This is a genomic window from Streptomyces sp. NPDC048297 (genome assembly GCF_043201585.1).
Taxonomy (GTDB): Bacteria; Actinomycetota; Actinomycetes; order Streptomycetales; family Streptomycetaceae; genus Streptomyces.
On the sequence record NZ_JBICZA010000012.1, the window covers coordinates 88488 to 114695 of the forward strand.

The following is a 26208-nucleotide window of genomic DNA, read 5'->3' on the forward strand; positions in this document are numbered from 1 at the left end:
CCGCCGCCATGAAGCGCACCCCCTCCGTGATCCTTGGCCTGTGCTCGTACACCCACGATTCGTCGGCCGCTCTTCTCGTAGACGGTGAACTCGTCGGCTTCGTTGAGGAGGAACGCCTCTCCGAGCAGAAGCACACCAAGCTCTACCCGGCCCGCGCCGTGGGATGGCTCCTCGACCAGGCCAAGCTGAGCGCCGGCGACGTGAACGCCGTCGCCTACAACTTCCAGCCGGTCCGCTACCTCGCCGAGTCGCCCGCCGCCCTGCGCATGGCGCTCTCGCCGATGACACGCGACCGGAGCCTGGCCCGCGCCCACGGGTTCGCCAAGGTCGCCCTGCGAACCCGGCGTCGGCTGCGCGTCCTTGGCACCCAGTTCCCCTCGGCCCGCGTCACACCGATCCTGCACCACCGAGCCCACCAGCTCACGGCCTTCGCCGCCTCCGGCTGGGAGGAAGCCGCCGTCCTCGTGGTCGACAGCCTCGGCGAGCGGCAGACCACCACCATCGCCCACGGCCACGGCATCCAGCGCCCCCGCCTCCAGCCCATGGAAGCGATCAACGACCCGGCCTCCCTCGGATACGTGTACGGCGCCGTCACCGAGCACCTGGGCTGGAGGCGTGGCGACGAGGAAGGCACCGTCATGGCGCTGGCCGCTCTCGGCGACCCCGCCCGCTTCCGGCACCTGTTCACTACGGCGGTCCGCACGACGACCACGGGCTTCCGCATCCACCCCGGCTACTTCCCGACGCGCACCCTCACCTCGGGATATCCGAGGACGTCCCGGCGGTTCGTCGCCGAGACCTGCCCCGAGCGGCACCCGAGCGAGCCGCTCACCGACGTCCATCGAGACCTGGCGGCTGCCCTCCAGGAGCGGACCGAGCAGGTGATGGTCTACCTTGCCCGCCGTGCCCGTGCGCTCACCGGCTCCCGGCGTCTGTGCGTAGGCGGCGGCGTCGCCACGAACTGCGTCAGCATCGGAAAGATCATCGAGGCTGGCATCTTCGACGAGGTGTTCGTCCCGCCGGCACCCGGAGACGCCGGAACCGCCATCGGGGCCGCCCTCGCCGTGCACGTCGATGGACGCAGCCCTCGCCCGGTCGCCGGCATCGCCCGCCACTGTTACCTCGGCCCCTCTTACGAGGACCAGCCGCTCGACCTGACCCCCTGGCCCGGCCTCCACCAGAAGACCCTCGGCATTGAGACCGCCGAGTTTCTCGCCGACCAGCTCGCTCACGGCACAATCGCCGGACTCTTCCGGGGTGGTGTCGAAGCCGGGCCGCGCGCCCTGGGCAACCGCTCGATCCTCGCCTCCCCGCTGGAGCCCGGCGTCGTCGAGCGGCTCAACGCCACCGTGAAGTTCCGCGAGCCGTTCCGGCCCTTCGCCCCCATGGTTCCCGCCGAGCGCGCCGCCGAGTTCTTCACCCTCGGCCAGCCGGCCCCGTACATGTCCATGGCCTCCGGGGTGACTCACCTGACGCGCGAGCGGGTGCCGGCCATCGTGCACGCCAACGACACCTCCCGCCTGCAGACCGTCACCCGGTCGCAGAACCCGTTCATGCACGCGGTGCTGACCGCCTTCGGCCGCCGGACCGGCATCCCCGTGCTGATCAACACCTCCCTCAACGTCAAGGGCAAGCCGATCTGCGGTACACCCGAGATGGCCCTGGACTGCCTGGCCAACTCCGGCCTCGACGCCCTGCTCCTCGAAGGGCGGTGGATCACCAAATGAAGATCGGATACAGCTTCTGGGGCTTCCTCGGCAACGGCATCACCGACACCCCCGACGGAGGCCGCAGCCACCGCCGCCCCTTCATTGACGCCCTTCTTGCCCGCGGTCACGAGATCGTCTTCCTCCAACCCGACCGCGACCGCCTCGAAGCCGGTGACGACCTCGGCGGCGCGTACACCTTCGACGACGGCCTGCCCGGCATCGACGCCCTGTTCTTGGAGTGGCGCTGGGCGATCCCCGGCCGCAACACCACCGCGTGCGGCAGCGAGGGGCACACCTGCGACCTCCATCGGCAGGCCCGGCTCGTCAACCACTACACGGCCCGGCACCGGACACCCACCGTCATCTGGGACAAGGACCGCACCCTGCGCGCCGAGAGCGTGTGGCGCCGCACGGCCCACACCCGTGTCTGCGAGGCCGCGCTCACTCCGACCCCCGGCGCGCACTCGCTGCTCTTCCCCGTCGCCGAGGACCTCCTCGCCCAGACCGATCCCCTCTCCCTCGCGGCGCGGCCTCGGGATCTCGCGCTCGGCTATGTGGGCAACCAGTACGACCGGGACGAGCCCTTCGACCGCTTCTTCGCCCCGGCCGCCGCCCGCGTCGAGCACCTGGTCGCCGGGAAGTGGACGAAAACCGGCCGCTGGCCGCACGTCCGCTTCGCGGGCCGGATCCCGTTCGAGGATGCCGCCGACGTCTACGGCCGGTCCCTGGCCACGGTGCTCATGCTGCCCGAGCGGTACGCCGCGGTTGGGCAGATGACCCAGCGCATCTTCGAGGCCGTGCTCGCCGGATGCCTGCCGCTGGCCCCGGCGGACATCCGTTTCGCCGACCGGTTCGTCCCGAAGGAGCTGGTCGTGCGCTCCGGCGACGACGTGCTCGAACGCCTCTCCTACCTGCGCGAGATCGCCGGCACCGAACAGCACGCTGCCCTGATCGCCGCATGTGTGGACCGGCTGCGCCTGTTCGGCCTGTGCAAGCAGGTCAACACCCTGGAGTCCGTCCTGCACGGCCTCCTCCGGGCCACCGCGACCGAGCGGGGAGCTGCCTGATGCAGACCGCTCGATCGACCACGGCGCGCGGATCCTCCGGGCGCGTCCCGGAGGATGGGTCCGCCGGACACCCGAACCTCTCTACGCTGGAGCACCATGAAGAAGGTCGCCATCGTCGGCTGCGGAGGCAGCGGCAAATCCCATGTGGCCCGCGAACTGGGCAGGATCCTCGACGCCCCGGTGACACACCTGGACGCCGCGTTCTACGACGACGAGTGGAACGCGTTGCCGATGGACAAGTTCACCGACGTGCAGCGCGAGCTGGTCGCGCAGCCGCGGTGGGTGATCGACGGCAACTACAACTCGACGCTGCAGGTACGGCTCGAAGCCTGCGACACCGTGGTCCTGATGGACGTGTCGACCGTGGCGGCGCTGTACGGGATCTTCTCCCGGCAGATCCGGCACGGCGCGGGGCACAAGGGCAACGGGGTGCACAACCGCATCCACTGGGGCGTGATCAAGTACGTCGCCACGTACCGGCGCAAGATGCGGCCCCGCGTGATGGCGAAGATCGAGGAGTTCGGCTCCGGAGCCGATGTGGTGCTGCTGGCCAACCGGCGCCAGACGCGCCGCTGGCTGCGGAGGGTCGCCGCCGCGCAGTCCTGACCGGCCAGCGCCCCCGGTCAGGGGGTGCGGCATGAACGAGTCCAACCCGTTCCTGGACCCCGTCCGGCAGCCGGAGCTGTACGGACACGCCTCACGGCTGGCCGGGCGGACCAGCGCCCTGATGCGGGCCAAGACCGCCGGACACCCGGTGCCCGAGACCATCGTCAGCCTGGTGCAGACCCATCACGCCCGGCCGGACCGGCTCGGCGCGGTGCTCGACATCGGATGCGGTCGCGGCACGAGCAGCCTCATCCTCGCCGAGCAGCTCCGGCCCGAGCACGTCGTGGGCCTGGACGCCGCCCCCGCCCTGCTCGCACAGGCGCGCGAGCGCGTCAGGAATCTGCCCGACAGCACGGTGGAGTTCGTCGAAGGCGACTTCCACGACCTTCCTCTGCCCGACAGGTCGAGCGATGTCGTCGTCGCCGCGTTCTGCCTCTACCACTCGCCGCGCCCCCAGGACGTCGTCGGACAGATCGCCAGGGTCCTCGCCCCCGGTGGTGTGGCCGTGCTCGTCACCAAGGGCCTCGACAGCTACCGGGAGATGGACCAGCTGGTCGCCTGCGCCGGTCTCGATCCGCGTGCCGCCCAGCACGAAAGCCTGTACACCGCAGCCCACAGCGACAACCTGGCCGACATCGCCGCCTCCTCGCTCGACGTGATCGCCGTCCTGGACGAGGAGCACGTCTTCACCTTCGACGGCCACGACCACTCGGCGCAGTACCTGGCCACCAACCCCAAGTACGACCTGGCACCCGGCTTGTACGGCAACCCCGGTGCCCTGGCGGCGACCCTGCACGAGTTCCTTCCCGACGAGCCGCTGACCACCCGGTCCCGGATCACCTTCGTCGTCGCCCAGCCGAACGATGGGCGGATGGCATGACCCTCGCGCCCTTCACCAAGCCCTACACGGAACCGGAGCGTGCGGCGGGGGCGGTGCGCCACTACCAGTGGCTCACCGAGCACGCCAAGCCACTGCGGCAGCCGGCGCTCCTCACCGTCCGAGCGAACAGCCTGACGTTCGAACGGATCGAAGGTCGCTCGGTGCGCCCGGACGACCTCCCGCGCGTCGCGGCACTGCTGGGTCACGCCCACGGTGCCGCCTGGGCCAGCGATCTGCGGTCCGCATCGCTGGACACCCCGCACCACTTCCGGGACGGGACCAGGTTCGACGACTACCTCGGCCCCCGGAATCGCGCCCTGCGGCGACGCCACGAACAGGGCTACCTGCCGAACAAGGCCGCGCTGCACGCGATGTTCGGCCTGCTGGAAACGACGGCCCAAGGGCCCTGCGCCTTCTACAAGGACAGCAACCCCCGGAACTTCATCGTCACCAGCAGGGACATCGTCGCCGTCGACACCGACGACCTGTCCCTGGCCCCGATGGGCTACGACCTCGCCAAGCTCATCGTGACGCTCCACCTGACCTACGGGCCGCTCCCGGACCAAGCCGTCACCAACGCCCTGCTCGCGTACAACGCGGCAGCTCTACGACACGACGCCCGCCTGGGAACGACGGACCGAAACCAGCTCGACAGCTCTCTGGCCCTGCACGCCGTGCTCACCGCCCCGTACATCGGTCGCAACGGCTACCGCTACAGCCTGCCCCTCCGTTTCAGCCACCGAGGAGCCTCATGATCACCACCGAACTCGTCTTCGTCCGGCACGGCCAGGCCCAGTGCAACGCCGACGGCCTCGTCGGAGGCCCGCGCACCTGCACCGGCCTGACCAACCTCGGATATGCCCAGGCCGAACAGGCCGCACGCCGCCTGGCCACCGAGCACCTGAAGAAGCCCTTCGACGTCATCTACACCGGCCCGCGGATCCGTCTCGTCCAGACCGGCGAGATCATCGCCCAGACCCTCCAGATCCCCATACACCACGACGACCGACTCGACGGCCCGGTCCACGGCGACGCCGATGGCCGGCCCTGGGACGCGGTGAAGACGGCCGCCGACGGCGGGCCGCACGCCCACCCCGACACACCCTGGGCCAACGGCTCCGACACCTGGAACGGATTCCTGGAGCGCGCCAGCAGGAACCTGAGCCAGCTCATCGAGGAGAACCGGGGCAAGCGCGTCGTCTTCGCGGCCCACGGGGAGACGGTGATCACCGCGCACACCCTGCTGCTCGGCATCCCGATCGGCTCGCCCGCCGGATTCACCCACAACCACGCCTCCATCACCCGCTGGCAGCACCACCGCAACCGCCTGGGCCAGAACCGCTGGATGCTCGACCGGCACAACGACACCGAGCACCTCAGTCTCCTCACGCCGGAGCCGACCCCGTGATCGCGACCTCGCGCGACCCCCGGATACAACTGGCGCACCTACTCCTAGGCGCAGTTGACATCGCAGCGGACCCCGCGCTCCCGCCCCGCGTCGTACGCCTGGTGGCCGACAACGGGCGTCAGTTCATCGCGAAGCAGCACGCCGAGCGAGACCGGTACGCCGCAGAACTCCACGCCTACCGGACGTGGGTCACCCATCTGAGCGGCCATGCTCCAGAGTTGGTCGGCCGGGACGATGCCACCCGCACCCTGCTGCTCACCGCGCTCGCAGGCCACCGCGCGGACACCTTCGCTCCGGGCTCACCCGAGGAGGAGCTGGCCCACCACGAGGCCGGGCACGTGCTGGGCAAGCTGCACCGGGCCACGGCCATGCCCCTGGGCGGTGCCGTCGGCGCTTCGCTCGCCGAGCGGTTCCTCGGGTGGATCGGCCGGGCCGTCCACGCCGACCTGCTCGACGCGGCCGAGGAGAACCTGCTGAAGCACCACGCGGTGATCCTGGGCACCAGCCAGATGGACAGCGCGATCTGCCACCTCGACTACCAGCCGCGCAACTGGCTGCTCGGCGACACCTTCGGCATCTTCGATTTCGAGCACATGCGACGCGACGCCCGGGTCCGCGACTTCGCCCGGCTCGAATTCCGACGCTGGCAGGCCGCACCCCACCTGCGCACCGCCTTCTTCGACGGCTACGGACGCTCCCTCAACGACACCGAACGCCGCCTCTTGGAGTCTTTCGGCGCCATCGAGGCGGCCACAGCCCTGGTCAAGGGCCACCAGGAGAACGACACCGCCCTCAGCGCACATGGCAGAACCGTCCTGTCCCGGCTCGCCTGACCAGCCCCTTAGACGACATCCCTCTGGAGATCCCCGTGCCACAGCACGAGCAGCCCCCGACCAACGCTTCCCTCCGACGGGCCGTGGTTACCGGCTCCGCCGGATTCATCGGCTCCCACCTCGCCCACGCCCTCGTCCAGGCCGGCACCACCGTGATCGGGGTGGACCGTCGAGACCCGTCCTCCGACCCGACGGCCGCCGCCAACCTCGCCGCGCTGCGGGGCCGTCAGGGATACCACCACGTCACGGCCGACCTCCTCCACTGCGCGATCGAACCGCTCCTGATCGACGCCGACACCGTCTTCCACCTCGCCGGCATCCCCGGGGTACGGCCCTCCTGGGGACCGCAGTTCGGCGACTACCTCGCGTCCAACGTGTTGGCCACCCACCGCGTCCTCGACGCCTCCACCCGGATCGGCGTCCCCCGACTGGTCGTCGCCTCCTCGTCCAGCGTCTACGGACCGACCGACGGCGACGCGAGCCGCGAGACCGACCGCCCCAACCCCGCCTCCCCGTACGCCGTGACCAAGCTGGCCGAGGAGCAGCTCTGCCTCGCCTACGCCGAGCGCCCCGGCGGCCCCATGGTCGTCGCTCTGCGGTACTTCACCGTCTACGGCCCCCGCCAGCGTGCCGACATGTTCACCCACCGTGCCCTGTACGCCGCCCTGACCGGACAGCCCCTGCGCCTGTACGGAGACGGCCACCAGCGCCGCGACTTCACCTACATCGACGACGTGGTCGCCGCCACGATCGCCGCCGGCACCGTCCCGAACGCGCACGGTGCGATCAACGTCGGCGGCGGCTCGAACGCCTCCCTGCTCGACGTGATCAACACCGCCAACAGCCTCACCGGCCGCGAGATCCAGCTCCACCAGGACCACGTGCGCAACGGGGACGTGATCTTCACGCGTGCCGACCCCGGCCGTGCCGGAGAGGTCCTCGGGTGGCAGCCGCGTGTCGACCTCCACAGCGGACTGCGCGCCCACATGCAGGCGCTGGCCGCCCCGGTGCCGGACTACAGCCGTGCCGCATAGGCGACCCCGTCGGATCATGAGAGGAGTGCTCATGGAAACCCCCGAGCGGGCACGGCTGGACGCCTTCTTCCGAAGGATCACCGCGCAGTTCCCCGCCGGGCAGGCGATCACAACGCTGGTCATCACACACCTGCTCCCGGAACGCCCCGCGTTCTTGCGCGCCATGGCCGCGGTGTCCACGATCGGCGCCGTCCTCCCCAAGCCCCGGTCGATCCACCAGCCGACCCTCGACACCGTCCGCCGTACCCTGCCGGTCCACGACCTGAGCCGGGAGCGGTTCACTGACGAGACCCAGGCCCTGCACTACCTGGAGGACACGGCCGGCGGCCAGGACATCGTCCTGGTCGACATCGGCGGCTACTTCGCGGCCAGCCTCGACACCCTCGTGGAGAAGTTCTCCGGCCGCATCCTCGGCGTCGTCGAGGACACCGAGAACGGACACCAGCGGTACGCGGCCCTCGGCTCGCTGCCGTGCCCCGTCGTGTCCGTGGCCCGCTCACCGCTCAAGGACTGCGAGGACCACCTCGTCGGCCGGTCCATCGTGTTCTCCACGGACGCTCTCGTCCGGGCTCGCGGGGACATCCTCACGAGTCGCAGCGCCTGCGTCATCGGCTTCGGCAAGATCGGTCGCTCGATCGCCCAGACTCTGCGCGCCCAGGACCTGCGCGTCACCGTGTACGACAACGACTCGGTCAAGCGGGTACAGGCGCACGCCCTTGGCTTCCGCACCAGCGCGTCCACCACCGAGGCCGTCCGCGACGCGGAACTCGTCCTGTGCGCCACCGGCAATCTCGCCCTCCGGCACGAGGATTTCGCCGCCCTGCGCAACGGCGCATACCTCGGATCGGTGACCTCCTCCGAGGACGAACTCGAACTCGGCAGCCTCGACGACCTCTACGAACGACACCCCGTCGGACCCCAGTTGACCCGCTACGAGGTCACAGGCCACTACTTCTACGTTCTCGCCGACGGCGGTGCCGTCAACTTCGTGCACGGAGCTGCCGTCGGCACATACATCCACCTCGTCCAGGCCGAGATACTCGCCGCCACCGCCGCACTCAGCCACGCGCGACTCCAGCCCGGACTGCACGAGATGCCGGCGGCCGACCGCGACACCATCGCCAGGACCTGGCTCCGCCACTTCGAAAGGTGACCTCGTTGCCACCCTCCACTGGACACGTCCGCACCGTCACCGAGGCGTACCTCGCCCGCCACCCGGACGAGCGCGCCTCCCTGACGATGCTCTTCGACGTACTCGCGGGCACGGACGATCCCACCAGCCGCAAGACCTTCCCCGCCCACGTGACCTGCAGCGCCATCGTCATCAACGGTGAACGGCACGTGCTCCACATCCTGCACAAGGCGTCCGGGAAACTTCTGGCGCCCGGCGGGCACAACGAACCGTCCGACCAGCGCCTGCGCGACGCCGCCCTGCGCGAACTGCACGAGGAGGCCGGCATCCCGCCAAGCGCCGTGGTTCCCCTCGTCGGCCACGAGGACATCCCCCTCGACATCGACGTGCACACGATCGACGCGAACCCGTCGAAGAACGAGCCGGCCCACCACCACGTGGACTTCCGCTGGGCCTTCCAACTCGCGACCGATCACGCGGTGGTGCTGCAGGAGGAGGAGGTCGACGGCTACCAGTGGCGGCCGTTCGCGACCACTTCCTCACCCACCGTCCGCACCAAGCTCGCCCAGCTCACCTGAAGCCCTCGAACCCGACCACCAGGAGGACGCCGTGGCCGCCACCACAGCCCGCCAGACCGACGCCCAACCGCGCCGGCACATCGCCGTCATACCGTGCCGCTGGGGTGCCTCCCGCTTCCCCGGCAAACCACTGGCCCTCCTCGGCGGCAAGCCGCTGCTCTGGCACGTCCACCAGCGCTGCCTGGAAGCCAAACGCCTTGACGGGGCCATCGTCGCCACGGACGACGAGCGCATCGAGGGGGCGTGCCGCGAACTCGGCATCGACTGCATCCGCACCGGGGAGCACCTCACCGGCACCGACCGCGTCGCAGAGGTCGCCGAACGCCTACCGGCCGACGGATACATCAACGTCCAGGGCGACGAGCCGTTCATCTCGCCGACCGCCATCAACGACGTCTCCGAGGCCCTGGAATTCACTCCGCCCGGCACCTTCGCCGTGAACGCCTACACCGAGCTGGTCGACGTCGGCGCCGTCCTGGACCACAACGTCGTCAAGGTCGTCGTCACGGCCCGCAGCGAGGCCCTCATGTTCTCGCGCCAGCCCATCCCGTACCCCAGGGGCGACCGGCCGAAGTACCTGCGCCAACTGGGCCTCTACGGCTTCACCGGCCAGGCTCTCCAGCGCTTCCGGCGGCTCCAGCAGGGGCCCCTGGAGCGTGCCGAGGGAGTGGAGATGCTGCGCTTCGTCGAACACGGCCACGCCGTGCGGATGGTGCCCGTCCTGGACGACGGAGTGGCAGTAGACACCCTCGAGGATCTAGCGCGGGCCGAGCGCCTCCTCGACCAGCACTGAGACATCCGCACGAACGCAACCCTTCCTGTTGGACGACTCGTTGCATTTCTCGGCCGTCAACTAGGTTATTTGGGCGACGGGTTAGCGAAGGTCCTCGGGTCTTCTGGAAAACGGCGCTCGGCGAGAAACAGAGTGCATCCCGAGAGCGCGCCCCAAAGGCATTTCAAGATCAATAGGAAAGATCGCCGACCGTTTTTGATCTTGCTTTGCTTCAGTGATCCTCCACACCCGGGTGACCTTTGCAACACGTTCTTCTCTCATGATCACTTAATCCCCCTTGTACGCTTAGGCGCGGACAGTGTGTGCCGGTCTAGCACCGTGCGCATCGAATACGGGCTCCAGCCTGCCAGCGCCTCGCGTACGCGCGTTGAGGTATGGGGTCTGCAGTGAGAATGGAGCGACTATGCGTTGGCGTAGGGATCCTTCACGTCGCGCCCTTGTGAGGGAATGCGAGAGGAAGATCGCCGATCTCCCTATACCAACCCCCTTCAGCGTCGAGACGCTGGTGAGCAATATGGAAAACGCGCTGGGGCGTCAGATCCAACTGGTCCCATTGGACGACCCAGACGGGGGCCTAGGGACAGCGTGCGGCCTTCGGGTTAAAACTCCCGAGGTAACCATCATTCTCTATCGTCGCCGCTCAAGCAGAAATCAAACAGAACACATCATCCTCCACGAGATCGCGCATGAGTGGATGGATCACGGCACCTCTCTGACGGCCGTTGAAATCGAGCGCTACGTCCCTGAGCGCATCCGGCAAGAAGTGCTTCGGCGCTACCCATCAGCCCTCATCCAAGCGCGCGTCGATTTCGACAGCCACGAGGAGAAGCAGGCTGAGCTTTCAGCGTCATTGATCAAGCGCCTGGCACGTCGCCAGTCTGCTACCGGAGACGATGTGATCAGTCTGTTGGAATATTCATTGGCGCATCCGGTTGCCCCGCCGCGGCGTCGGCGGTAGCTCCACACGATCCGTAATCTCGCACTGACCAAGTCTGCACTCTGCAGGGCCCATGAGCGGCGACAGGTGTGGCACCTATAGATCGACTGATTCCGTGTTCGACTTTTTCAAATACTTCACTGCGGTAGTCATGACGCTGATCTCCATCTGGCGTTTCCCGGCTGTTAGGTATGGCGATGCGCATCGTAGGGCGCTCTGGGGCGGCTACGCCGGGTTTGCAGTGGCCCTGTGTCTGTACACCCCAGCAGCAATGGACGCGGTCGATCGTATTCCGGTGGTCGATCTCAGCGCCCTGCTCCGGCACTTTGCCAGCACGGCGGCGATCATGGCGGCTCTGACCTATGTCGCCACCAGCTACGGCAAGACCGCTGAGGCGGTCGTGCCCAGGCACGTGGAGTTCTCACGGTGGATCGCCCGAGCGTCGTACAAGGCCGGAGCCGTCGGCGTGGTGCTGCTCGCGATCCTCTTCTTTACCGTTGTCCAACGAGATCGGCCGAGCGAGGACTTCCTCGTTGACCATGCGGGAGAATGGGGCGTGGCGGTCTACATGACCGTGTTCTATTTCTTTCCGCTAGTCACCACCGCCGTATGCGGCTATCAGTGGACGAGGGCGGCACGCCGAGTCGAGAGCACAAGCATGCGAATCGGGCTCGGTTTGATGGGTTTCGCGATGTGGATGGGGCTCGTTCACACGATAGCTAGAATCGCTATCTTGTGGAGTGCCGTAATATTCCCTCTCAGTCAATCGACGGTGCGATTCCTGGTCGATGCCACTGCGATCTGGATGAATCTCCTTTTCGTTATCGTCGCAGTAGGGGCGAGCATCCCGACGACCCGCGCGGCTGCTGCGCGATGGAAGACGTTCCGAACCCTGAACTTGATCTATCCGCTCTGGTTCGATCTAGTCGAGGCTTTTCCCGGAACAAGCCTTTACCCTCCCGGCCGACGGATCACGGAACTTTTGCAGTTTCGCGTCCCCATTGATGTTCGATTGGACCGATGGACGCAGGATATCTCCGACGCCTGCGAGAAACTGCGCTACTACGTGCCGAGCGACTTGATGTTTGCTGCGGAGGACAAGGCGTCCCCACACTCCGATCCCGAGCCTGCTGCGGAGGCTTACTGGATAAAGGCTGGCCTGCTTGCCGCTAACGCGGAATCCGTCAGGCCGTCTTCGGCCACCCTGATGAGAGACAAGCCGTTCGTGGACACCGAAAGTGAAGCTGCGTGGTACGTGCGAGTCAGCACGGCCTACACGCAGATCACCGGCGACCAAGCGCGAGAAGTTCTTCATGACTCCGAGAAGTTGGAATCGGAATCTCGGCGGTAGTTCTGGAGCACGGTGTGTTCCGGGTTGCCGTATCCGTGTTTTCTGCGTGTGCGCCCTGTCACTCAGAGATGCGATCTTGTAAGGCTTGCGTGAGATTCGGCACCACCGAGCGTGCGGTCGCGACTGGTACCGTGGGCAAGGCGGACAAAGAGGTTCTGCTCCGCCCTGTAAGTGCACTTCCTGGCCTGCGATGCGCAGCTTCTGCGACCGCCATGTACGCCGGGTCCGTGACGCTGTCCGGTCTGGATAGGCGTCCGAAATCTCAGCAATGGAGTTCCCCGCATGTCCAACCGCCGTACCGGCCTCATTCTTGATTTCGGAGGCGTTCTCACCACCCCCCTGCTGCCCGCTGTGTTGGCGTTCGAGCAGCGTGAAGGGCTTCCCCAGGGGGCCTGCCTCACTGCCCTGTACAAGGACCCGGAGGGCGTCCGGATCACCAGCGATCTGGAACGCGGAGTGGTGTCCCAGCGCGAGTGGAACGAGTTCGCCGGCAGGATGCTGAATGTGCCTACGGACGGGCTGATGGGGAGGATCTTCGGCGACCTCCGCCCTGAGCCGCTGCTGATCGACGCTGCCGCCGCAGCCCGCCGGGCCGGGATCAAGGTCGGCATCCTGTCGAATTCCGTGGGCCTGGAGCCGTGGGACCTGTATGCCGGCTACGAGCTGGAGAAGCTGTACGACGTCGTTGTCATCAGCGAGCACCACATGATGCGCAAGCCCGACGCCCAGCTCTTCGAGGCCACGCTGAAGCTGATGGGCCTGCCTGCCGAAGAGTGCGTCTTCGTCGATGACACCGAGGCGTACGTCCAGGCGGCGGAGCAGCTCGGCCTCGCGGGAGTGCACAACCAGGATCCGAAGCAGACGGTCGCAGCCCTGTCCGAGCTGTTCGACGTCGACCTGACCGCTTCGTAGATCGGCGTCGATTCCGTCCGTATGAAGGGACTACGGCTCGGCCTCCCTGGAGGCCGAGCCGTAGTCCCTTCGTGCATCCGGTCCGAGAAGTGGGCTGGCCCGGTCAGAGCCGAGGGGCGATAGGCGGTCAGGGGTCCTCGGTCGCGCCCGCAAGGCGGCGGTACCGCAACTGATCTCCACCCGCCCGCTACTAGCTAGCGGGGTTACTCTTTGTCCTGAACCTCGGACAGAGCGTGCCGCAGCTCTCCTACGAGCCTGTTGATGTCGGCCATCGATCTCCGGGAGAGGACCTCGCTGCCGCGTGCGGCCAGGCCGAGGATGTGTCCCTGGTGAATCGAGCCGATGAAGCGAACAGCCTCTAGGAACTCCTGGACCATGGGGCTTAGTTCGGCGTCATCGCCGAACAGCCAGGCCGGGACCTGGAAGGCGTGTGCCAGGCCGGCGCGCACTTCATCCGATGCCGCGGTCTCGGTTCCGTCGCGCAGCTCGCCGATGCCCTCGGCGGTGACGGCTGCGGTCGGCGCATGCTCGTTGACGAGTCGCGCGATCTCCGCGTCGGAAAGCGCCTCCTCGCCGGTGGAACCGTACTGCAGGAGAAAGTTGATCTTTTCTCCGATCGTGCGAGGCGCGGCCTCTTGATCGCCATGTGGGGCGGTGGTGCGAATGCCGAACGAGCGATCCTGCGCCGCGAGCAGCTCCTCCTCGGTCACCCTGTACGCCGCCGCCAGCGGCTTCACATAGCTGTCGTTGAGCCTGCGCCGCCCGGACTCGGCGTTGCTCACCGGCCCCCGGCTTGCCCCGATGATTTCGGTGGCCTCCGCCACGCTGAGACCGGCGTCACAGCGTAGGAGCTGTAGGTCCGGCGGCCCGTCGTGGGGGAACAGGTCGTCGAGCGGTTCGTTGAGCGCCTTGGCGATCGCCGGCAGCTTCTCGCCCTTGGGAAAATCCTTCCCGGATTCCCACCGTGCGACGGTGGCACCGCTGACGCCCACCAGTTCGCCCAGCTGCCTCTGGTGCATGTCCCTGCGTCGGCGGACAGCACGCACGCGGCTGCCGTCGAACTGACGAGGGGGCACGGGGACTCCTGGTGCGAGGTGGCGATGGGGTCGGTGTCGGGGTCAACTGTAAGCCAGGGTTGATGCATTTTCGAAACTGACGTACGTTTCCGTATCGCACCTGTTGATCAGGCCCGATTCTACGGTGCCGAGCCCTGGGGGACCTCTGTGCATATTCGTATGCCATAACCGCTCACGCGACAAGCGCTTGCAGTGCTTGCCGGGCGGCACGGATCCACGTCGGCATCGCCCTCCTGAGAGCGGCCGACACGGAGTAAGACGACCGCAAACGATCTTCCGGACAACGGGATGGACTTGTCCGCGGGGTCTACGTATGTTCGTCGTCCCACGCCGGGCAGCGCCCCGGAAAGGGGCCGATGACCAGCGAAAAGGAGGCGGGACGGATGCCAGCATACGACCCGTGATCTGACCCCGAAACTGAAACCGGCGCCGAGGAGCTACCAACTCCCAAGCGCCGGGCTGGCACCCCGAGGGCGCCAATTACACATCACGCGGGCGGCAGGGCTTCTTGCACGAGACCGCCGCACCGCGCTCCTTCGAACAACGGAGTATCGCATGCTCGCCACGCCGAGCGGAAGCCCGGCCTGCGCGGACGACGGCCGTCCGCGCCGCCTCGCCGCACAGCTCGCCGACATGATCCCGGGGGCGGCCACGATCCGGGTCAGCCTCACAGACCCGACACAGACGTGGCCTCATCTGCACGCCGTCGTCAAGGACGAGGCCGGAAGGACCCTGGAGCTGGGCCGCCCGACCGCCAGGGTCGCGGCACGCTGGATCCTGCGGGTCTGGCCGGAGGTGGACTGGATGCGCCCGCACACCTTCTGCCTCGCCGACGCCACCCTGACCCGCAGCGACCTGGTCGCCGCTGAGCGGGGCCGCTGAGATGGCCCGGATCCGAACCGTCAAGCCGGAGGCGTTCACGTCCGAGTCGCTCGCCGAAGTGACCGTGGCGGCCGAGCGGACCTTCTTCGGCCTGCTCACCCAGGCCGACGACCATGGCCGCCACCGGGACAACGCCGCGATCATCGCGGGGCTTCTCTGGCCCCTGCGCGCCGAGCACACCTCGGTCCACGTCGAAGACGACCTCCACCAGCTCGCGAACGCCGAACTGATCTGCCGATACACCGGATGCGACGGCCGCCTCTACCTCCACATCGTGACCTGGTCCGAGCATCAGAAGATCGACAAGCCGAGCCAGTCGCGCCTGCCCTCGTGCCCGCAGCACCAGGCTGCCGACCGGTGTGCCCCCTGCAAGGGCTCCTGCTCCCGGAGGGGGAACGGCTCGCCCACCACTTCCCGAGGACTCGCTGAGACCTCGGCGAGGGCACCCCGAGCCCTCGATCTGCCCGCCGCACCCTCCTCGACGGTGTCGGAACAGGCAGACGGGCCAAGCGCCGACCGGCAGGACGCCGCCGATGGAGCCAGCAGCGCACCCGGGCGGACCGGAGTTAAAAGTGCAGGTCAGAGGGTTGCCTCTGGCGGCTCCCCGAACCTTCCCCGAAGCCTCCCCGAAGGCTCGGCGCCTGGATCTAGGATCTTGGATCCTGGATCTCTTGTCCCTACGGGGCGCACAGCGCCCGCAGCCGGCATCTCCGCCAAGGACCTCGTCGGGGAGTACGTCGCCGGGTGCGACCAGCGTCCCCCGAGCGACGTGATCGGGCACCTCGGCCGGATCATCAAGAAGCTCCTGGACGAGGGCATCGCACCGGCGCACATACGAGCCGGGCTGGCGAACTTCACGGCCAACCCCAAGCACCCGAGCGTGCTGACCAGCATGGTCAACGAGGCGATGAACGCTCGCCCCGGCGGTTTGGCGCGGCCGGGAATCCGGCCTAACGTGCCCGCCCACCAGGCGTGGACCAACCCGGCCAACGCTTCTGCCGCCTACGCCGAGGAGCTGTGATGCACACCCGTCACCGCGAACCCCAGCTCCTCGGCAACGAAGCCACGCTGGAGCGCATGGCCCGGATCCTGGCCGCCCGCAACATCGACCCGGTGGACGCCGCGCTGCCGGACGACGCCGAGCCCTTCTCACCGCTGGACGCTCTGCTCGCCGGGATGCCCCCGCGCTATCAAGCGGCTGTCGCCGACCACCCCACGGTCCTGGAGTGGGTCCGGAGGGTCACCGACGCGGCCGTCGCCCCCAGCCGAGGAGCCCGACGACAGGTCACCACCGGCCCTAGCTTGCTGATGGCCGGGGTCGTCGGCGCGGGCAAGACGCACCAGGCGTACGGCGCGGTCCGAGCGCTGGTGCAGAGCGGGGTCGGCGCGCGCTGGCGGGCGACCACCGCCGCCGACCTCTACGCCGATCTCCGCCCCCGGCCCGGGGTGGACAGCGAGCGGGAGCTGGCGGCCGTCAGCCGGTGCCCGCTGCTGATCATTGACGACCTCGGCGCGGCCAAGGCCAGCGAGTGGGTCGAGGAAGTGACGTACCGGCTGATCAACCGGCGGTACAACTACGAACTCCCCACGCTGATCACGACCAACCTGGCGATCAAGGACCTGCGTTCCTACCTCGGGGACCGAGTCGCCAGCAGGCTCGCGCAGATGACCACCCGAGTCGAGTTCGAGGCCGTCGACCGCAGACGCCACAGCACCGCCGCCTGACCCTCCACAGGCCACCCCGCCGGACCGCGCCCTCGCACCGCCGTCCCCCCGGGCACCTACCGCCAGCGCACCTCTCCGCCGACGCCCCTGCGCGCGGAGAGCGATCGGAGCACCCCGCATGACCAGCACGATGAACGGCCCCGCCCAGCACCGTCAGCTCGGCGACCAGAGCTGGCAGGCCGACGCCGTCTGCCAGAGCACCGAGTACAACCCGGTGGACCCCGAAGTCTTCTTCCCCGAACCCGACGAGACCGCCAAGATCGCCACGGCCAAGGCCCTGTGCGGCCAGTGCCCGGTCCGGCGCACCTGCCTGGACGCCGCTCTCGAGGGGGGTGACACCGACGGGATCCGTGGCGGCCTGACGGAAGAGGAGCGCGGGCCGCTGCACGACAAGCTCGCCAGCCGCCTCGACTACAGCCGCGTCAATGCCACCATCGCCGGACGCGACGTGCACCTCACCCATACGGAGCGCCGCGCGGTCGAGTACGCGGCCTACCGCCACGGGGTGAGCGAGCAGCGCCTGGCCTGGCTTCTGAAGGTCACCGAGGAGCACGCCAAGAAGCGGTACCGCGAGATCCGCCGGGCCGAGCGCAACCGAACCCTGAACCAGCCCACCACGAACACCACACCCCCCGAAACCAGCGGCGAGCGCCTGATCCGCGACGACTTCGGGACGGCGGCATGAACATCGCAAGCGCGTCGAAGACGGCGCACATATCCGGGTGGGACCGCGCGGCTGTCGTGGCGCTCGGGGGCGCGGGGTGCGCGCTGTCGTACGACGCCCTGCAGCAGATGGCCGTGGCCATCCACATCCGAGGCTTCCTTACCTACCTGTTCCCCCTGGTGATCGACGGCTTCATCGCCTACGGCATCCGAGCCCTCCTGGTCCTGCGCAACGCACCACTGCGCGCCCGGCTCTACGTCTGGACGCTCTTCGGCACGGCCACCGCCGCCAGCATCTGGGCCAACGCACTCCACGCGGTGCGGATCAACCAGGACGCGGTCGCCGGCACCGGTCTCCGGCTCGGGGACGCGGTGGTCGCGGTGCTCTCCACCATCGCCCCGCTCGCACTGGCCGGAGCGGTCCACCTCTACATCCTCATTGCCCGGGGCCCGGTCGAGGACTCTGGCCGGCAGAACCTCGGTCAGCCCGGTCACCTCGGTGAGACCGACCGCAGCGACGCCATCGAGGTCACCCGGACCGACCGAGCCGGTCAGCAGCGGTCAGCGGCCGGTCAGGTCAAGTCCGGTCAGTCGGTCACCGCTCTGACCGACCGGCTGCCGCTGTCCCCGACCGACGAGAACACCGCCGCCCGGTCAGTGACCGGAGACTCGACCCCGGCGACCAGCGGCCAGTCGGTCACCGACCACCACAACCGCAGCCACGGTGCCCCTGACCTGCCGGGACAGGCGGACAAGGGCCGGACGGTCACTGACCGCCCCAGCAGTACGGCCCCGGTCGGTGATGACCAGGACAGCCCGGCGGCGGTCAGTGCCCGGCCGGTCACCTCGCCGCCGGTCACTGACCGGGCCGCTCGGTCGACTGGTGACCGGCGTCCTGACCCGGACACCGAGGAGCTGCTGGCGATCGCCCGGTCGGCGGTCAGGGCCGAGGACAAACTGACCCGCAAGGTGGTCGCCCAGGCGATCCGAGGTCAGCAGATCCCGCTGTCCAGCGACACCCTGACCGCGCTGATGGCTCAGCTGCGCGAGCAGCACCGCCAGCCGGTCACTTCCTCCCGGCCCTGACCGAACCTCCACGGGGTGGGTGACCGAACCGGTCAACCCGGCCGGTCACCCACTCCGCATGTCACCGACACACCCCGCCACAGCAGAAGCGGAGAGCACCCGATGCGCACTCACCCGGCCACGCCCGCCGAAGTCGACTCCTGGCTGACCGTCCTGCACCAGCACGGACACCTCCACCGCGCCCAGTCCGGCCCCGACACCACCTGGATCGTGCAACGCGAGCAGCATGACCGGCCCTGGACCCTGCACCACCCCGTCCTGGCCATGGACTGGATCGAGGAACTCGTCCGCGAAATCCAGCAGCAGGACCCGGAGACGAGCCGGTGAACACCAACGACCCGGTGGCCACCTCCGCTGGACAGCAGCGTGACCCCACCACGGCTCCTGGCGGAGCAAGCTATCGCGTACGACGGTCCTACGGCCCGACGTACGCACTTGCCCCCGCCCAGGAGGGCGGGGGAAGTCCGGCTGGTCCCCGAGCGAGGGCGCACGGGGACCAGCCGGGCAACCGGCACCAGGGGGCGCCGGTCACCGGGGGAGAAGCCGACCGCGACGACCACCGCGAGCAGCCGCGCCCGAGCACGCCCGCCTACCCCGACCGCAAACCGCGCCGCCGCACCCGCAACCCCAGCGAGCGCACCCGCAAGACGACCACCCGCCTCTCCGACACCGAGAAGACCGAGATCGCCGAGGCCGCCACCAAGCGCGGCGTCACCGTCGCCCGCTTCCTCGCCGTCTCCGGCCTGAGCGCCGCCCGCGGATGCGCCGCCGTGCACAGCAACGACCAGCTTGACACCGCCATCGACGAACTCGCCGCTCTGCGCACCGCGCTGGCCCGCATCGGCAACAACATCAACCAGATCGCCTTCGTCCTCAACAGCGGTGGCCAGCCGCGCGTCGGTGAACTCGAACACGCGCTGGGCGCGCTGACCGGACTTCTCGCCCGCGTTGATGACGCGGCGAACGACCTGGTGACCCGGCGGCTGTGATGGTTCCCGACATCGGACGCGGCTCCCGCACCCACGGCCTCCTCGTCTACCTGTACGGCCCCGGACGGCGCGAGGAGCACACCGACGCACACCTCGTCGGCTCCTGGGACGGCTTCGCCCCCGACCCCGGCCGCGACACCGGCCTCGACCCCGACCCGAAGGTCACCCTCGCCCGGCTCACCGCCGCCCTGGACCTGCGGGTCAAGCAGGCCGGCGACCGCGCACCCGCCAAGCACGTCTGGCACTGCTCGGTACGTACCGCCCCCGGGGACCGGCGGCTGGACGACGAGGAGTGGAACGCCGTCGCCCAGCGCATCGTCCACGCCACTGGCATCGCCCCGGCTGGAGACCCCGACGGCTGCCGGTGGATCGCCGTCCGCCACGCGGAAGACCACATCCACATCGTCGCCACCCTCGTACGCGGCGACCTGCGCAACCCGCGCCTGAACTACGACTTCAACAAGGCCCAGGCCGAATGCCGCCACATCGAGAAGGAGATGGGCCTGCGGCGCCTGAACGCGGGCGACGGAACCGCAGCGAAGAATCCCAGCAGCGCCGAGAAGTTCAAGGCCGAGCGCACCGGCCGCCCGGAGACCTCGCGCGAGACGCTCCGCGAGGCCGTTCGTCGAGCCGTGGCGGGAGCGGATTCGGAAGAGGAGTTCTTCACGCGGCTCCGAGAAGCGGGGGTACGGGTGAAGCTGCGACACGCACCGTCCGGTGACGCGCTCGGCTACAACGTGGCCCTGCCCGGCGACCGCAACCGCGACGGAGCCCCGGTCTGGTACCCCGGCTCCAAACTGGCCCCCGACCTCTCCCTTCCGAAGATCCGCCTACGCCTCACCGACGGGGCCGCCGAGCCGAGCGCGCCCGCGGTCGGCGCTGACCGGACGAACTGGTCACCGCCCGCCCGTCAACGACGCAACGCCACCGTCATCGCAGAGCGCTCGGCCACGCTCCTGGAACGCGACGAGGACGGCGAGGCCGCCCCCCAGCTCGTCGGCGTCGGAGAACTCCTCGACGCAGTGGCCCAGACCTCACCGGCCACCACCCGCACCGAGCTGGCCGCCGCAGCTCGCGCCTTCGAGCGGGCGACCCGCAGTCATGTCCGCGCCGAACGCGCCGACACCCGGGCCCTCCGCTCGGCCGCCCGAGGCATTGTCCAGGCCGGCGGGGCGCTCGGCCGAGGCGAGGACGGCGGCACCACCGCCATGCTCGTCTCCACCCTCGTCCTCGTGACCCTCGCCGCCGCCCGCTGGCACTCCGCCCGCGGACACGCCCAGCAGGCCCACGCCTCCCGACAAGCCGCCGCGCACCTACGCACCGCCTACCGCCAGGCCGCCGCCACCCCGATGCGCATGCTGCACGACCAAGGCCGCGCCCTTCCTGACGCCCAGCGCCTCATGCACGAGGCCACCCTTCGCGCCGTCCTGCCGGAGAATGTCGTACGGGCAGGAGGCACGGAAGCGAGGACCGACGCCTTGTTCGCCACCCTCGCCCAGGCCGAGCGGGCAGGCCACGACTCCGAAGCCCTCCTGCGCCAGGCCATCGACATGCGCGAACTCGACAGTGCCGATGACGTGAACGACGTCCTGGTCTGGCGTCTGCGGCGCATCGCCCAGCTCCCGGCACACCCGGGCGAAGGTGCCCGTCGTCCGCAGGCCGCCACCCGCCAGGCCACCACGCCGAGCAGCCGCACCAGTGAACGCAACGCGACGGCAGCCGTACCGCTCGGAACTGATCAAGACCTCAACCGCCGCTCGCCACGTCGCTGACCACGTCGAACCGGACGTAGACCACCGGCCGAGCGGACGCCACGAAATGTATGGACAGCCGGTTCCACCGGCTGTTACGGATGAAGACAGGACCGACAACCGGGAGATGACGCTCGTGCTCAGAACCACCACCCGCACCACGGAGCCGGCATCCGTCCTACCCGTCCTGCCCACTGGTACCGACCCCCTGCTGCAGCTCCAGGCCGAGACGCGGTCGGCCGACGGCCCCGGGGCAATCCGCTGCGTCGGCCACTCACGCGAACTCGCTCTCGGCGGCATCCCCGTGATGTGCTCCGCCTGCCGTGCTCGACGCGACTGGCTGCTAATCAACCACGGGCGCAACGTCTGGGTCCGCTGCCGGTGCGGCAACCAGTGGCTCGAGCCCGAGATCAGGCGCGCCGACTTCGATGCCCTGGTCGGCGGCCCCCACGGGACGACCTACCCGAGTGTCGAGGCGGGCTTGACCGCGCTCGGGTTCGACGGCGTATTCGCCGGCATCTACCTGGAGTAGGCGAGCACCAGTCGGCGTGCAGGTGAGGTTCAGCCGCGTGCGCTGTCCTTCGCCAGCCCACCCCGGAAGTCGCACCCCGGGCATTCGTCTTCACCCTGGACGTGTCCCTCGTACCAGCCGTGGACCGCCGCATGCAGGATGGCCTCCTCCACGGTGGCCTCGCCGCTACGGACTGACTCGATGGCTCCGCCGACGATCAGCCCGAGTACGGCGTTGTCGGTCGAGGGGAACGGGGGCGAGGGCATCTGCGAGTCGGGCGTCATGCCCGCAGCCTACGGGCGAGCACCCGCTCGGTCAGTCGGTCGGGGTGGTCTCCTGTCGTGGGGAGCTGTGCAGGTCGCTGCGAAATCCCCGGCCGACCGGCCTCCAGTTCTGGAACGTGGACGGCTTCCAGCGGGGACGGTCCGGAACGCTGTCGTCGTCGGGCGAAGGCAGGCTGCCCCGGCTCTTGCGGCTGCGGGTCGCGCCGACGCTGATACCCAGGTGGGCGGCGACCTCCGGGTATCCCCAGAGCCTCTGGTCGTCGGCCATAGTGTTCTCCTTCGTCAGGTCGAGCGTACGCAACGAACGGGTAGACGCACGACGAGGCCGCCCCTGCCTGAGCGGCATGGGGCGGCCTTCGGCGGTCCTCGGTCAGACTCCGGAGAGCCGGTTGGAGAGGTCGAGTGCGTCGGTCGCGAATGAGAGGGCGGCGCACAGGCCGGTCACCTCGTACAGGGTCGGACGGACCAGGCGCGGCCAGTCGTCCGGGGCGGCGGGCCAAGAACCGAGGAGCACCTCGGCCGTGGTCAGCCCCAGGTACGCCGTGACGTCCCAGCCGCTGCGCGAGGCGGGCTCCCAGCGCAGCCGGATGCGCCCGAGGGGAAGTTGGGGGGTTTCGGCAGCGAGCCAGGTGATGTCGAGGGGGCCGTTGGGGCGGGCGGAGATGCGCTGGAGAAGCGCGCTGTGCACGCCGAACGGCATGGGGCGCACGGCGACATCGTGCAGCACGCGTCGCGAGAGGGACGAGATGGAAGCCTCCGTGGTGGTAGGGAAGCGATCAAGCCCAGGTGAGGGCATCGCGCGCCCCCACCGAGAGGTAGTCCTCCTGACCGTCATCGGCGATGTACGCCTTGCCGTCGCGGACGACGACCTTGGCCCCCACGAAGTGGGCGAAGGGGAAGTCCGGGTTGACGGCGAGACGGACCGGCAGGTTGGGGTCGAGTTCCAGGAGCTGGCGAAGCAGGTGGCCGACGGTCAGATACTGGGGCACGGAAACCTCCGAGAGCGGTATGGGCGGACGGGGCAGGAGCGGCGGGGACATCGTCAGGGGGCGTCGAGGCGGAGCAGGTCGCGTAGGGCCTTCGGGCCCTTGGTGTGGTCTGCGAGATGCTGCCGACGGTGGAGCCACTAGGTCAGCCGGTAGCGAGGTGGGAGGGGAACCGTGCCTTCCTCCGAGACGACCAGGCCGTCGGCGTGCAGGCGCTGCAGCGAGCTGGCGACCCGTTCCTGGCTCAGCCCCGTGGCGGCGCTGATCTTGGAGAGGGGCGCGTCGGGGTTGCCAGACAGGTAGGCGACGACACGGGTGTCGCGGCGGCGGAGGTGGTCCTGGAAGATCCCGGCGGTGTACAGCAGCAGCACCCCGCAGCAGACCTGGGGGATGCCGCGCGAGGCCATGCCGGACCCCGTGATGGCGTCGTAGGCCGCGAACACGGCGGTGCCGGAGCCGACGACGTGGTTCGCGATTCTCACGAGGTCATCGGAGTAGATGGTCATTTCAATGCCTTTCGGTCAGGAAGAAGAGGAGCGGTCGGTCCGCCGGGACGGGCGCGGTGAACGGGACGGGCCGTCGTCGGCCCGCTCCCGTAGTTCGGCGGTCAGCGCGAGGAGTGGGTGACGAGGGCCGCGAGGAATCCGGCGACGGCCTCGGAGGGGGTGTGGATGCCGAATTCCTGGACCCACACCTCGCCGTCGGCGGGCAGCACCTGGACGCGCCAGACGATCTCGCGCGCCCAGGCAGAGGGCTCTTCGGGGAGCCAGCCGACGTAGACGCCGCCGTCCGGGCTGGTCGCGTGGACGTTGGCCTCCGGGGTCTCGGCGATCGTCCAGCCGAGAGCGTCCAGGAGGTCGAGCACCGGAGCGGCGCAGTGGTCGGAGGAGAGCCAGTTGCGGTCTTCCACCTCGGGGCGGACGACGGCGGGCAGGAGGGTGGCGGAGGTGTTCACGGTTGGGCGATCCCTTCGTTGAACTGCGGTTTTTCCTAACACCCGTACGTTGGCATGCGGCATGCCGAAGTGCGTGGTCGTTTCCCGGGGATGCCGTCTGCCGTGGGCGAACTGGAGACCACAGCCGAGCGGTCGGCTGGCCGGGAATGGATCTGCGACCGCGGTTGTCGTACCTGGGTTGCGGTGAGGGACCGCACGTCGGTGAAGGGGAGCAGGGGATGGCCGAGGCGAGCAGACACTGGGACGGCGCCGGACTGGAACGCAAGATCCGCGCCGCCGGACGGCCCTGGACCGTGGGCGACATCGCGATGGTCGCCGACGGCCAGTGGGGAGTCGGCGCACAGCCCGACCGGTGGCCGGACGAGGAGACGGTGGAGCGCCGGGTCGCCGAAGGCCGGCGCGTGGAGCTGACGGTGGAGGAGCTGGCCCGCGCGGTGGGCCCCCGGGCCGAAGAGGGCCACCGCGACGAGAATCGGAGCTAAGCCTTTAACGTCGGGGCCCCGTTGTGGGCGCTGACGGCCCTACGACCGCCGCCGGAGAGGACGGTTCGGGCGCGGCCCCCGGGGCGTGCCGCGTATTCCCGGAGCGGGCGACAGCGGCCTGAGCCAGCCGAACCGCCGGTGCCGCAACCTCGGGTGCGGCGGCCTCCCGAGCCTCCACCACGCGCCGGATCGCCTGGAGATACGCACGGCTCTCCGCGTGGGCGACGCGGAGCTTGACCGCCGTTTCGGTGATCCGGTCGAGTTCGTAGAAGTCAGGCACGTACCCATGCCGCGACAGGGCGTGAAGACGGTCCTGGTGAACGGTTACCGCGCTGTCCGTGATGGCCAGGGCCGCGCGGGTGTGCATGGCGCAGCGCAGGAGCGGGTCCTCGCTGGGGCGGCGGACCCCTAGGACCTCAAGAGCTTCGATGGGCTGGCCCCAGGCGTTCTCGATCATGGCCGTGGCCTGGTCGAGCATGGTGGTGGTGGGCATGGTGGAACTCCTGTTGGGCGGGGACGGTCGCGAGTGGAGTGCGGCCTGGGGTGGGAGTCAGCGTCCGCGCCGGGGCGTCGGCGAGCTGGCCGGCAGCCGGGCAGAGGTCGCGGGCGCGGAGTGTCCCGTCCGTTTCTGCACCGCCCCCGTGGAGCGGCTCTGCGCGGCCATCACCCGGAGGTCGGCTGCTGTGCGTGGTGCCCGCGCGGCACGGTGTACGGCCTGGGTGACCGCGGTACGGCGTACGTCCAGCGGAGTCGGAGCGCGCGAAACCTGAGCCTCGGCGATCGGCGTGGCCGAAGCGACAGGGGTCATCGTGACAAGGTGTTGCATCCGCCGGTCGACTTGGTGGCGTTCACGGACCACCGGGGTCGACTTCGCCATCACAGCGGCGGTTGCGGCGATCAAGTGGGACGGGGTGCGGGCCGTGAACGTCGCTTCGGCACGAGTGCCCCAGCCCGGCGGGCCAGCCCACAGCTCGACGGTCGTGCGGTCGGAGCCGTAGCCGCGCCGATCGATGAGGATGCCCGCTTGGTTGTCAGGAGCGATGATCTCGACGGTGCCGAGTTCAGCAGCTCCGTCAAGGTTCCAGCCGGCATCGGTCAGCGGCCGGACGGTGTCCCTCCAGGGGACGGTTGGTCCTGTCAAGAAGCGGCCGGGGGTGTCGGAGGCGAGGGCTTCGTCGTAGTCCTGGACCAGTGCGGCGGTGAGGCCGGCGACCATCTCGGCCGGGGTGACGTGGTTGAACGTCGCCGTCCAGCGAGGCGCCGAGAAGGCGTCCTCGGCTGCGCTGATCTTCCACAGTTCGAAGTCGTCGCCGAACCAGCCGATCCGAATCCGTTGGTCGGGAGAGGTCACGAGGAGCTGGCAGGGGCCCTCATCGAGGTACTGATGGGGCCAGTGGGCGACGGGCGCGAAGCCAGCCTCGCCGGTCCCGTTGGAACCAGCTAGATACATGGGGCTGACCAGTACCTCTTGGTACCGGGTCGGGTCATCAGGGGCGTACATGGTCGAGTCTCCGGAAGCGAAGGAGGAGAACGGATCCGCGTATGCAGCGGCGGGAGCCGCCGGAGCGCACGCGGATG

At 69.1% G+C, this 26208-nt stretch carries 33 protein-coding genes; 24 read left to right on the forward strand and 9 right to left on the reverse strand.

From position 1 onward, the window contains the following. The first annotated feature begins 8 nt into the window (after positions 1-8). The 14 genes from ACGFYV_RS15520 to ACGFYV_RS15585 all read left to right on the forward strand — a co-directional run bounded on the left by ACGFYV_RS15520 (position 9) and on the right by ACGFYV_RS15585 (position 13240). Positions 9-1727 carry a carbamoyltransferase gene (locus ACGFYV_RS15520; protein ID WP_393878898.1) on the forward strand — a complete coding sequence of 573 codons (1719 nt, stop codon included), beginning with the start codon at positions 9-11 and terminating at the stop codon, positions 1725-1727. After that, complete coding sequence (locus tag ACGFYV_RS15525) at positions 1724-2776, forward strand: hypothetical protein (RefSeq protein WP_393878899.1); 1053 nt, start codon at positions 1724-1726, stop codon at positions 2774-2776. Before ACGFYV_RS15520 ends, ACGFYV_RS15525 begins: the two co-directional genes overlap by 4 nt. Positions 2777-2872: 96 nt before the next feature. Then, a complete protein-coding gene (locus ACGFYV_RS15530) occupies positions 2873-3382 on the forward strand; it encodes a topology modulation protein (protein ID WP_393878900.1) in 510 nt (169 codons plus the stop codon). A 31-nt stretch (positions 3383-3413) separates the two neighbouring features. After that, positions 3414-4262, forward strand: coding sequence for a class I SAM-dependent methyltransferase (locus ACGFYV_RS15535; RefSeq protein WP_393878901.1), 849 nt, complete (start codon positions 3414-3416; stop codon positions 4260-4262). Beyond that, positions 4259-5017 carry a phosphotransferase gene (locus tag ACGFYV_RS15540; protein WP_392632373.1) on the forward strand — a complete coding sequence of 253 codons (759 nt, stop codon included), beginning with the start codon at positions 4259-4261 and terminating at the stop codon, positions 5015-5017. The genes ACGFYV_RS15535 and ACGFYV_RS15540 overlap by 4 nt, the downstream gene beginning before the upstream one ends. Further along, positions 5014-5670: a histidine phosphatase family protein gene (locus ACGFYV_RS15545; RefSeq protein ID WP_393878902.1), complete on the forward strand. Its 657-nt coding sequence runs from the start codon at positions 5014-5016 to the stop codon at positions 5668-5670. The genes ACGFYV_RS15540 and ACGFYV_RS15545 overlap by 4 nt, the downstream gene beginning before the upstream one ends. Continuing rightward, on the forward strand, positions 5667-6503 hold the full coding sequence (locus ACGFYV_RS15550) for an aminoglycoside phosphotransferase (protein WP_393878903.1): 837 nt from the start codon (positions 5667-5669) through the stop codon (positions 6501-6503). The genes ACGFYV_RS15545 and ACGFYV_RS15550 overlap by 4 nt, the downstream gene beginning before the upstream one ends. A 35-nt stretch (positions 6504-6538) precedes the next feature. Beyond that, complete coding sequence (locus ACGFYV_RS15555; RefSeq protein ID WP_393878904.1) at positions 6539-7537, forward strand: NAD-dependent epimerase/dehydratase family protein; 999 nt, start codon at positions 6539-6541, stop codon at positions 7535-7537. A 31-nt stretch (positions 7538-7568) separates the two neighbouring features. Beyond that, the gene (locus tag ACGFYV_RS15560) at positions 7569-8690 is read left to right on the forward strand and encodes an adenosylhomocysteinase (RefSeq protein ID WP_393878905.1); all 1122 of its coding nucleotides are present in this window, start codon (positions 7569-7571) and stop codon (positions 8688-8690) included. Then, positions 8687-9247 (forward strand): NUDIX hydrolase, encoded by a 561-nt coding sequence (locus ACGFYV_RS15565; protein ID WP_226964592.1) that lies wholly within the window; start codon positions 8687-8689, stop codon positions 9245-9247. Before ACGFYV_RS15560 ends, ACGFYV_RS15565 begins: the two co-directional genes overlap by 4 nt. Positions 9248-9278: 31 nt before the next feature. Then, a complete protein-coding gene (locus tag ACGFYV_RS15570; protein ID WP_393878906.1) occupies positions 9279-10040 on the forward strand; it encodes a 3-deoxy-manno-octulosonate cytidylyltransferase in 762 nt (253 codons plus the stop codon). Between the two features lie 514 nt (positions 10041-10554). Then, positions 10555-10998 (forward strand): hypothetical protein, encoded by a 444-nt coding sequence (locus tag ACGFYV_RS15575; protein ID WP_393878907.1) that lies wholly within the window; start codon positions 10555-10557, stop codon positions 10996-10998. A 94-nt stretch (positions 10999-11092) separates the two neighbouring features. Continuing rightward, a complete protein-coding gene (locus ACGFYV_RS15580) occupies positions 11093-12328 on the forward strand; it encodes an MAB_1171c family putative transporter (protein WP_393878908.1) in 1236 nt (411 codons plus the stop codon). 282 nt (positions 12329-12610) lie between these two features. Then, positions 12611-13240, forward strand: coding sequence for an HAD-IA family hydrolase (locus ACGFYV_RS15585; protein ID WP_393878909.1), 630 nt, complete (start codon positions 12611-12613; stop codon positions 13238-13240). Between the two features lie 203 nt (positions 13241-13443). Here the strand turns inward: ACGFYV_RS15585 and ACGFYV_RS15590 are convergent, their stop codons facing one another. Beyond that, the gene (locus ACGFYV_RS15590) at positions 13444-14316 is read right to left on the reverse strand and encodes a helix-turn-helix domain-containing protein (RefSeq protein ID WP_393878910.1); all 873 of its coding nucleotides are present in this window, start codon (positions 14314-14316) and stop codon (positions 13444-13446) included. Positions 14317-14871: 555 nt separating this feature from the next. Between ACGFYV_RS15590 and ACGFYV_RS15595 the strand changes: the two genes are divergently transcribed. The 9 genes from ACGFYV_RS15595 to ACGFYV_RS15635 all read left to right on the forward strand — a co-directional run bounded on the left by ACGFYV_RS15595 (position 14872) and on the right by ACGFYV_RS15635 (position 21944). Further along, a complete protein-coding gene (locus tag ACGFYV_RS15595) occupies positions 14872-15198 on the forward strand; it encodes a transcriptional regulator (RefSeq protein WP_096624711.1) in 327 nt (108 codons plus the stop codon). Position 15199: 1 nt separating this feature from the next. Further along, complete coding sequence (locus tag ACGFYV_RS15600; protein WP_393878911.1) at positions 15200-16219, forward strand: hypothetical protein; 1020 nt, start codon at positions 15200-15202, stop codon at positions 16217-16219. Continuing rightward, the gene (locus ACGFYV_RS15605) at positions 16219-16923 is read left to right on the forward strand and encodes an ATP-binding protein (protein WP_393878912.1); all 705 of its coding nucleotides are present in this window, start codon (positions 16219-16221) and stop codon (positions 16921-16923) included. The genes ACGFYV_RS15600 and ACGFYV_RS15605 overlap by 1 nt, the downstream gene beginning before the upstream one ends. Before the next feature lie 118 nt (positions 16924-17041). After that, positions 17042-17608 (forward strand): WhiB family transcriptional regulator, encoded by a 567-nt coding sequence (locus ACGFYV_RS15610; protein WP_393878913.1) that lies wholly within the window; start codon positions 17042-17044, stop codon positions 17606-17608. Further along, positions 17605-18672, forward strand: a complete 1068-nt coding sequence (locus ACGFYV_RS15615; protein ID WP_393878914.1) for a DUF2637 domain-containing protein — start codon at positions 17605-17607, stop codon at positions 18670-18672. Before ACGFYV_RS15610 ends, ACGFYV_RS15615 begins: the two co-directional genes overlap by 4 nt. 102 nt (positions 18673-18774) lie before the next feature. Further along, entirely contained in the window at positions 18775-18999 is a 225-nt protein-coding gene (locus ACGFYV_RS15620) for a hypothetical protein (RefSeq protein ID WP_003972986.1), read from the forward strand. After that, positions 18996-19661: a plasmid mobilization protein gene (locus ACGFYV_RS15625; protein ID WP_393878915.1), complete on the forward strand. Its 666-nt coding sequence runs from the start codon at positions 18996-18998 to the stop codon at positions 19659-19661. The genes ACGFYV_RS15620 and ACGFYV_RS15625 overlap by 4 nt, the downstream gene beginning before the upstream one ends. Beyond that, complete coding sequence (locus ACGFYV_RS15630) at positions 19661-21433, forward strand: relaxase/mobilization nuclease domain-containing protein (protein WP_393879030.1); 1773 nt, start codon at positions 19661-19663, stop codon at positions 21431-21433. The genes ACGFYV_RS15625 and ACGFYV_RS15630 overlap by 1 nt, the downstream gene beginning before the upstream one ends. Before the next feature lie 106 nt (positions 21434-21539). Continuing rightward, on the forward strand, positions 21540-21944 hold the full coding sequence (locus ACGFYV_RS15635; RefSeq protein WP_393878916.1) for a hypothetical protein: 405 nt from the start codon (positions 21540-21542) through the stop codon (positions 21942-21944). Positions 21945-21973: 29 nt separating this feature from the next. Here ACGFYV_RS15635 and ACGFYV_RS15640 read toward each other — a convergent pair whose 3' ends face one another. The 6 genes from ACGFYV_RS15640 to ACGFYV_RS15665 form a co-directional block, all read right to left on the reverse strand. After that, a complete protein-coding gene (locus tag ACGFYV_RS15640) occupies positions 21974-22207 on the reverse strand; it encodes a hypothetical protein (RefSeq protein WP_056704973.1) in 234 nt (77 codons plus the stop codon). Positions 22208-22238: 31 nt separating this feature from the next. Next, on the reverse strand, positions 22239-22475 hold the full coding sequence (locus ACGFYV_RS15645; protein ID WP_093760979.1) for a MarR family transcriptional regulator: 237 nt from the start codon (positions 22473-22475) through the stop codon (positions 22239-22241). A 102-nt stretch (positions 22476-22577) separates the two neighbouring features. Beyond that, a complete protein-coding gene (locus tag ACGFYV_RS15650) occupies positions 22578-22907 on the reverse strand; it encodes an esterase (protein ID WP_393879031.1) in 330 nt (109 codons plus the stop codon). 76 nt (positions 22908-22983) lie between these two features. Then, complete coding sequence (locus tag ACGFYV_RS15655) at positions 22984-23196, reverse strand: hypothetical protein (RefSeq protein WP_393878917.1); 213 nt, start codon at positions 23194-23196, stop codon at positions 22984-22986. A 137-nt stretch (positions 23197-23333) separates the two neighbouring features. Further along, positions 23334-23675 (reverse strand): winged helix-turn-helix transcriptional regulator, encoded by a 342-nt coding sequence (locus ACGFYV_RS15660; RefSeq protein WP_376624465.1) that lies wholly within the window; start codon positions 23673-23675, stop codon positions 23334-23336. A 125-nt stretch (positions 23676-23800) separates the two neighbouring features. Beyond that, positions 23801-24148, reverse strand: a complete 348-nt coding sequence (locus ACGFYV_RS15665; protein WP_393878918.1) for a DUF317 domain-containing protein — start codon at positions 24146-24148, stop codon at positions 23801-23803. A gap of 218 nt (positions 24149-24366) precedes the next feature. On the opposite strand from ACGFYV_RS15665, the gene ACGFYV_RS15670 reads away from it, so the two are divergent. Then, a complete protein-coding gene (locus ACGFYV_RS15670) occupies positions 24367-24630 on the forward strand; it encodes a hypothetical protein (protein WP_097930480.1) in 264 nt (87 codons plus the stop codon). A 4-nt stretch (positions 24631-24634) separates the two neighbouring features. Here ACGFYV_RS15670 and ACGFYV_RS15675 read toward each other — a convergent pair whose 3' ends face one another. Next, the gene (locus tag ACGFYV_RS15675) at positions 24635-25123 is read right to left on the reverse strand and encodes a hypothetical protein (protein ID WP_033949408.1); all 489 of its coding nucleotides are present in this window, start codon (positions 25121-25123) and stop codon (positions 24635-24637) included. Between the two features lie 57 nt (positions 25124-25180). Beyond that, entirely contained in the window at positions 25181-26080 is a 900-nt protein-coding gene (locus ACGFYV_RS15680; protein ID WP_393878919.1) for a DUF317 domain-containing protein, read from the reverse strand. Positions 26081-26208 lie beyond the last annotated feature (128 nt).

Excerpts from the sequence above, each read along its gene's own strand:
- ACGFYV_RS15520 (WP_393878898.1), top strand. The coding sequence starts at position 9 with ATGAAGCGCACCCCCTCCGTGATCCTTGGCCTGTGCTCGTACACCCAC.
- ACGFYV_RS15525 (WP_393878899.1), top strand. The coding sequence starts at position 1,724 with ATGAAGATCGGATACAGCTTCTGGGGCTTCCTCGGCAACGGCATCACC.
- ACGFYV_RS15530 (WP_393878900.1), top strand. The coding sequence starts at position 2,873 with ATGAAGAAGGTCGCCATCGTCGGCTGCGGAGGCAGCGGCAAATCCCAT.
- ACGFYV_RS15535 (WP_393878901.1), top strand. The coding sequence starts at position 3,414 with ATGAACGAGTCCAACCCGTTCCTGGACCCCGTCCGGCAGCCGGAGCTG.
- ACGFYV_RS15540 (WP_392632373.1), top strand. The coding sequence starts at position 4,259 with ATGACCCTCGCGCCCTTCACCAAGCCCTACACGGAACCGGAGCGTGCG.
- ACGFYV_RS15545 (WP_393878902.1), top strand. The coding sequence starts at position 5,014 with ATGATCACCACCGAACTCGTCTTCGTCCGGCACGGCCAGGCCCAGTGC.
- ACGFYV_RS15560 (WP_393878905.1), top strand. The coding sequence starts at position 7,569 with ATGGAAACCCCCGAGCGGGCACGGCTGGACGCCTTCTTCCGAAGGATC.
- ACGFYV_RS15575 (WP_393878907.1), top strand. The coding sequence starts at position 10,555 with ATGGAAAACGCGCTGGGGCGTCAGATCCAACTGGTCCCATTGGACGAC.
- ACGFYV_RS15585 (WP_393878909.1), top strand. The coding sequence starts at position 12,611 with ATGTCCAACCGCCGTACCGGCCTCATTCTTGATTTCGGAGGCGTTCTC.
- ACGFYV_RS15595 (WP_096624711.1), top strand. The coding sequence starts at position 14,872 with ATGCTCGCCACGCCGAGCGGAAGCCCGGCCTGCGCGGACGACGGCCGT.
- ACGFYV_RS15600 (WP_393878911.1), top strand. The coding sequence starts at position 15,200 with ATGGCCCGGATCCGAACCGTCAAGCCGGAGGCGTTCACGTCCGAGTCG.
- ACGFYV_RS15605 (WP_393878912.1), top strand. The coding sequence starts at position 16,219 with ATGCACACCCGTCACCGCGAACCCCAGCTCCTCGGCAACGAAGCCACG.
- ACGFYV_RS15610 (WP_393878913.1), top strand. The coding sequence starts at position 17,042 with ATGACCAGCACGATGAACGGCCCCGCCCAGCACCGTCAGCTCGGCGAC.
- ACGFYV_RS15615 (WP_393878914.1), top strand. The coding sequence starts at position 17,605 with ATGAACATCGCAAGCGCGTCGAAGACGGCGCACATATCCGGGTGGGAC.
- ACGFYV_RS15620 (WP_003972986.1), top strand. The coding sequence starts at position 18,775 with ATGCGCACTCACCCGGCCACGCCCGCCGAAGTCGACTCCTGGCTGACC.
- ACGFYV_RS15630 (WP_393879030.1), top strand. The coding sequence starts at position 19,661 with ATGGTTCCCGACATCGGACGCGGCTCCCGCACCCACGGCCTCCTCGTC.
- ACGFYV_RS15635 (WP_393878916.1), top strand. The coding sequence starts at position 21,540 with ATGACGCTCGTGCTCAGAACCACCACCCGCACCACGGAGCCGGCATCC.
- ACGFYV_RS15640 (WP_056704973.1), bottom strand. The coding sequence starts at position 22,207 with ATGACGCCCGACTCGCAGATGCCCTCGCCCCCGTTCCCCTCGACCGAC.
- ACGFYV_RS15645 (WP_093760979.1), bottom strand. The coding sequence starts at position 22,475 with ATGGCCGACGACCAGAGGCTCTGGGGATACCCGGAGGTCGCCGCCCAC.
- ACGFYV_RS15650 (WP_393879031.1), bottom strand. The coding sequence starts at position 22,907 with ATGCCGTTCGGCGTGCACAGCGCGCTTCTCCAGCGCATCTCCGCCCGC.
- ACGFYV_RS15670 (WP_097930480.1), top strand. The coding sequence starts at position 24,367 with ATGGCCGAGGCGAGCAGACACTGGGACGGCGCCGGACTGGAACGCAAG.
- ACGFYV_RS15675 (WP_033949408.1), bottom strand. The coding sequence starts at position 25,123 with ATGCCCACCACCACCATGCTCGACCAGGCCACGGCCATGATCGAGAAC.
- ACGFYV_RS15680 (WP_393878919.1), bottom strand. The coding sequence starts at position 26,080 with ATGTATCTAGCTGGTTCCAACGGGACCGGCGAGGCTGGCTTCGCGCCC.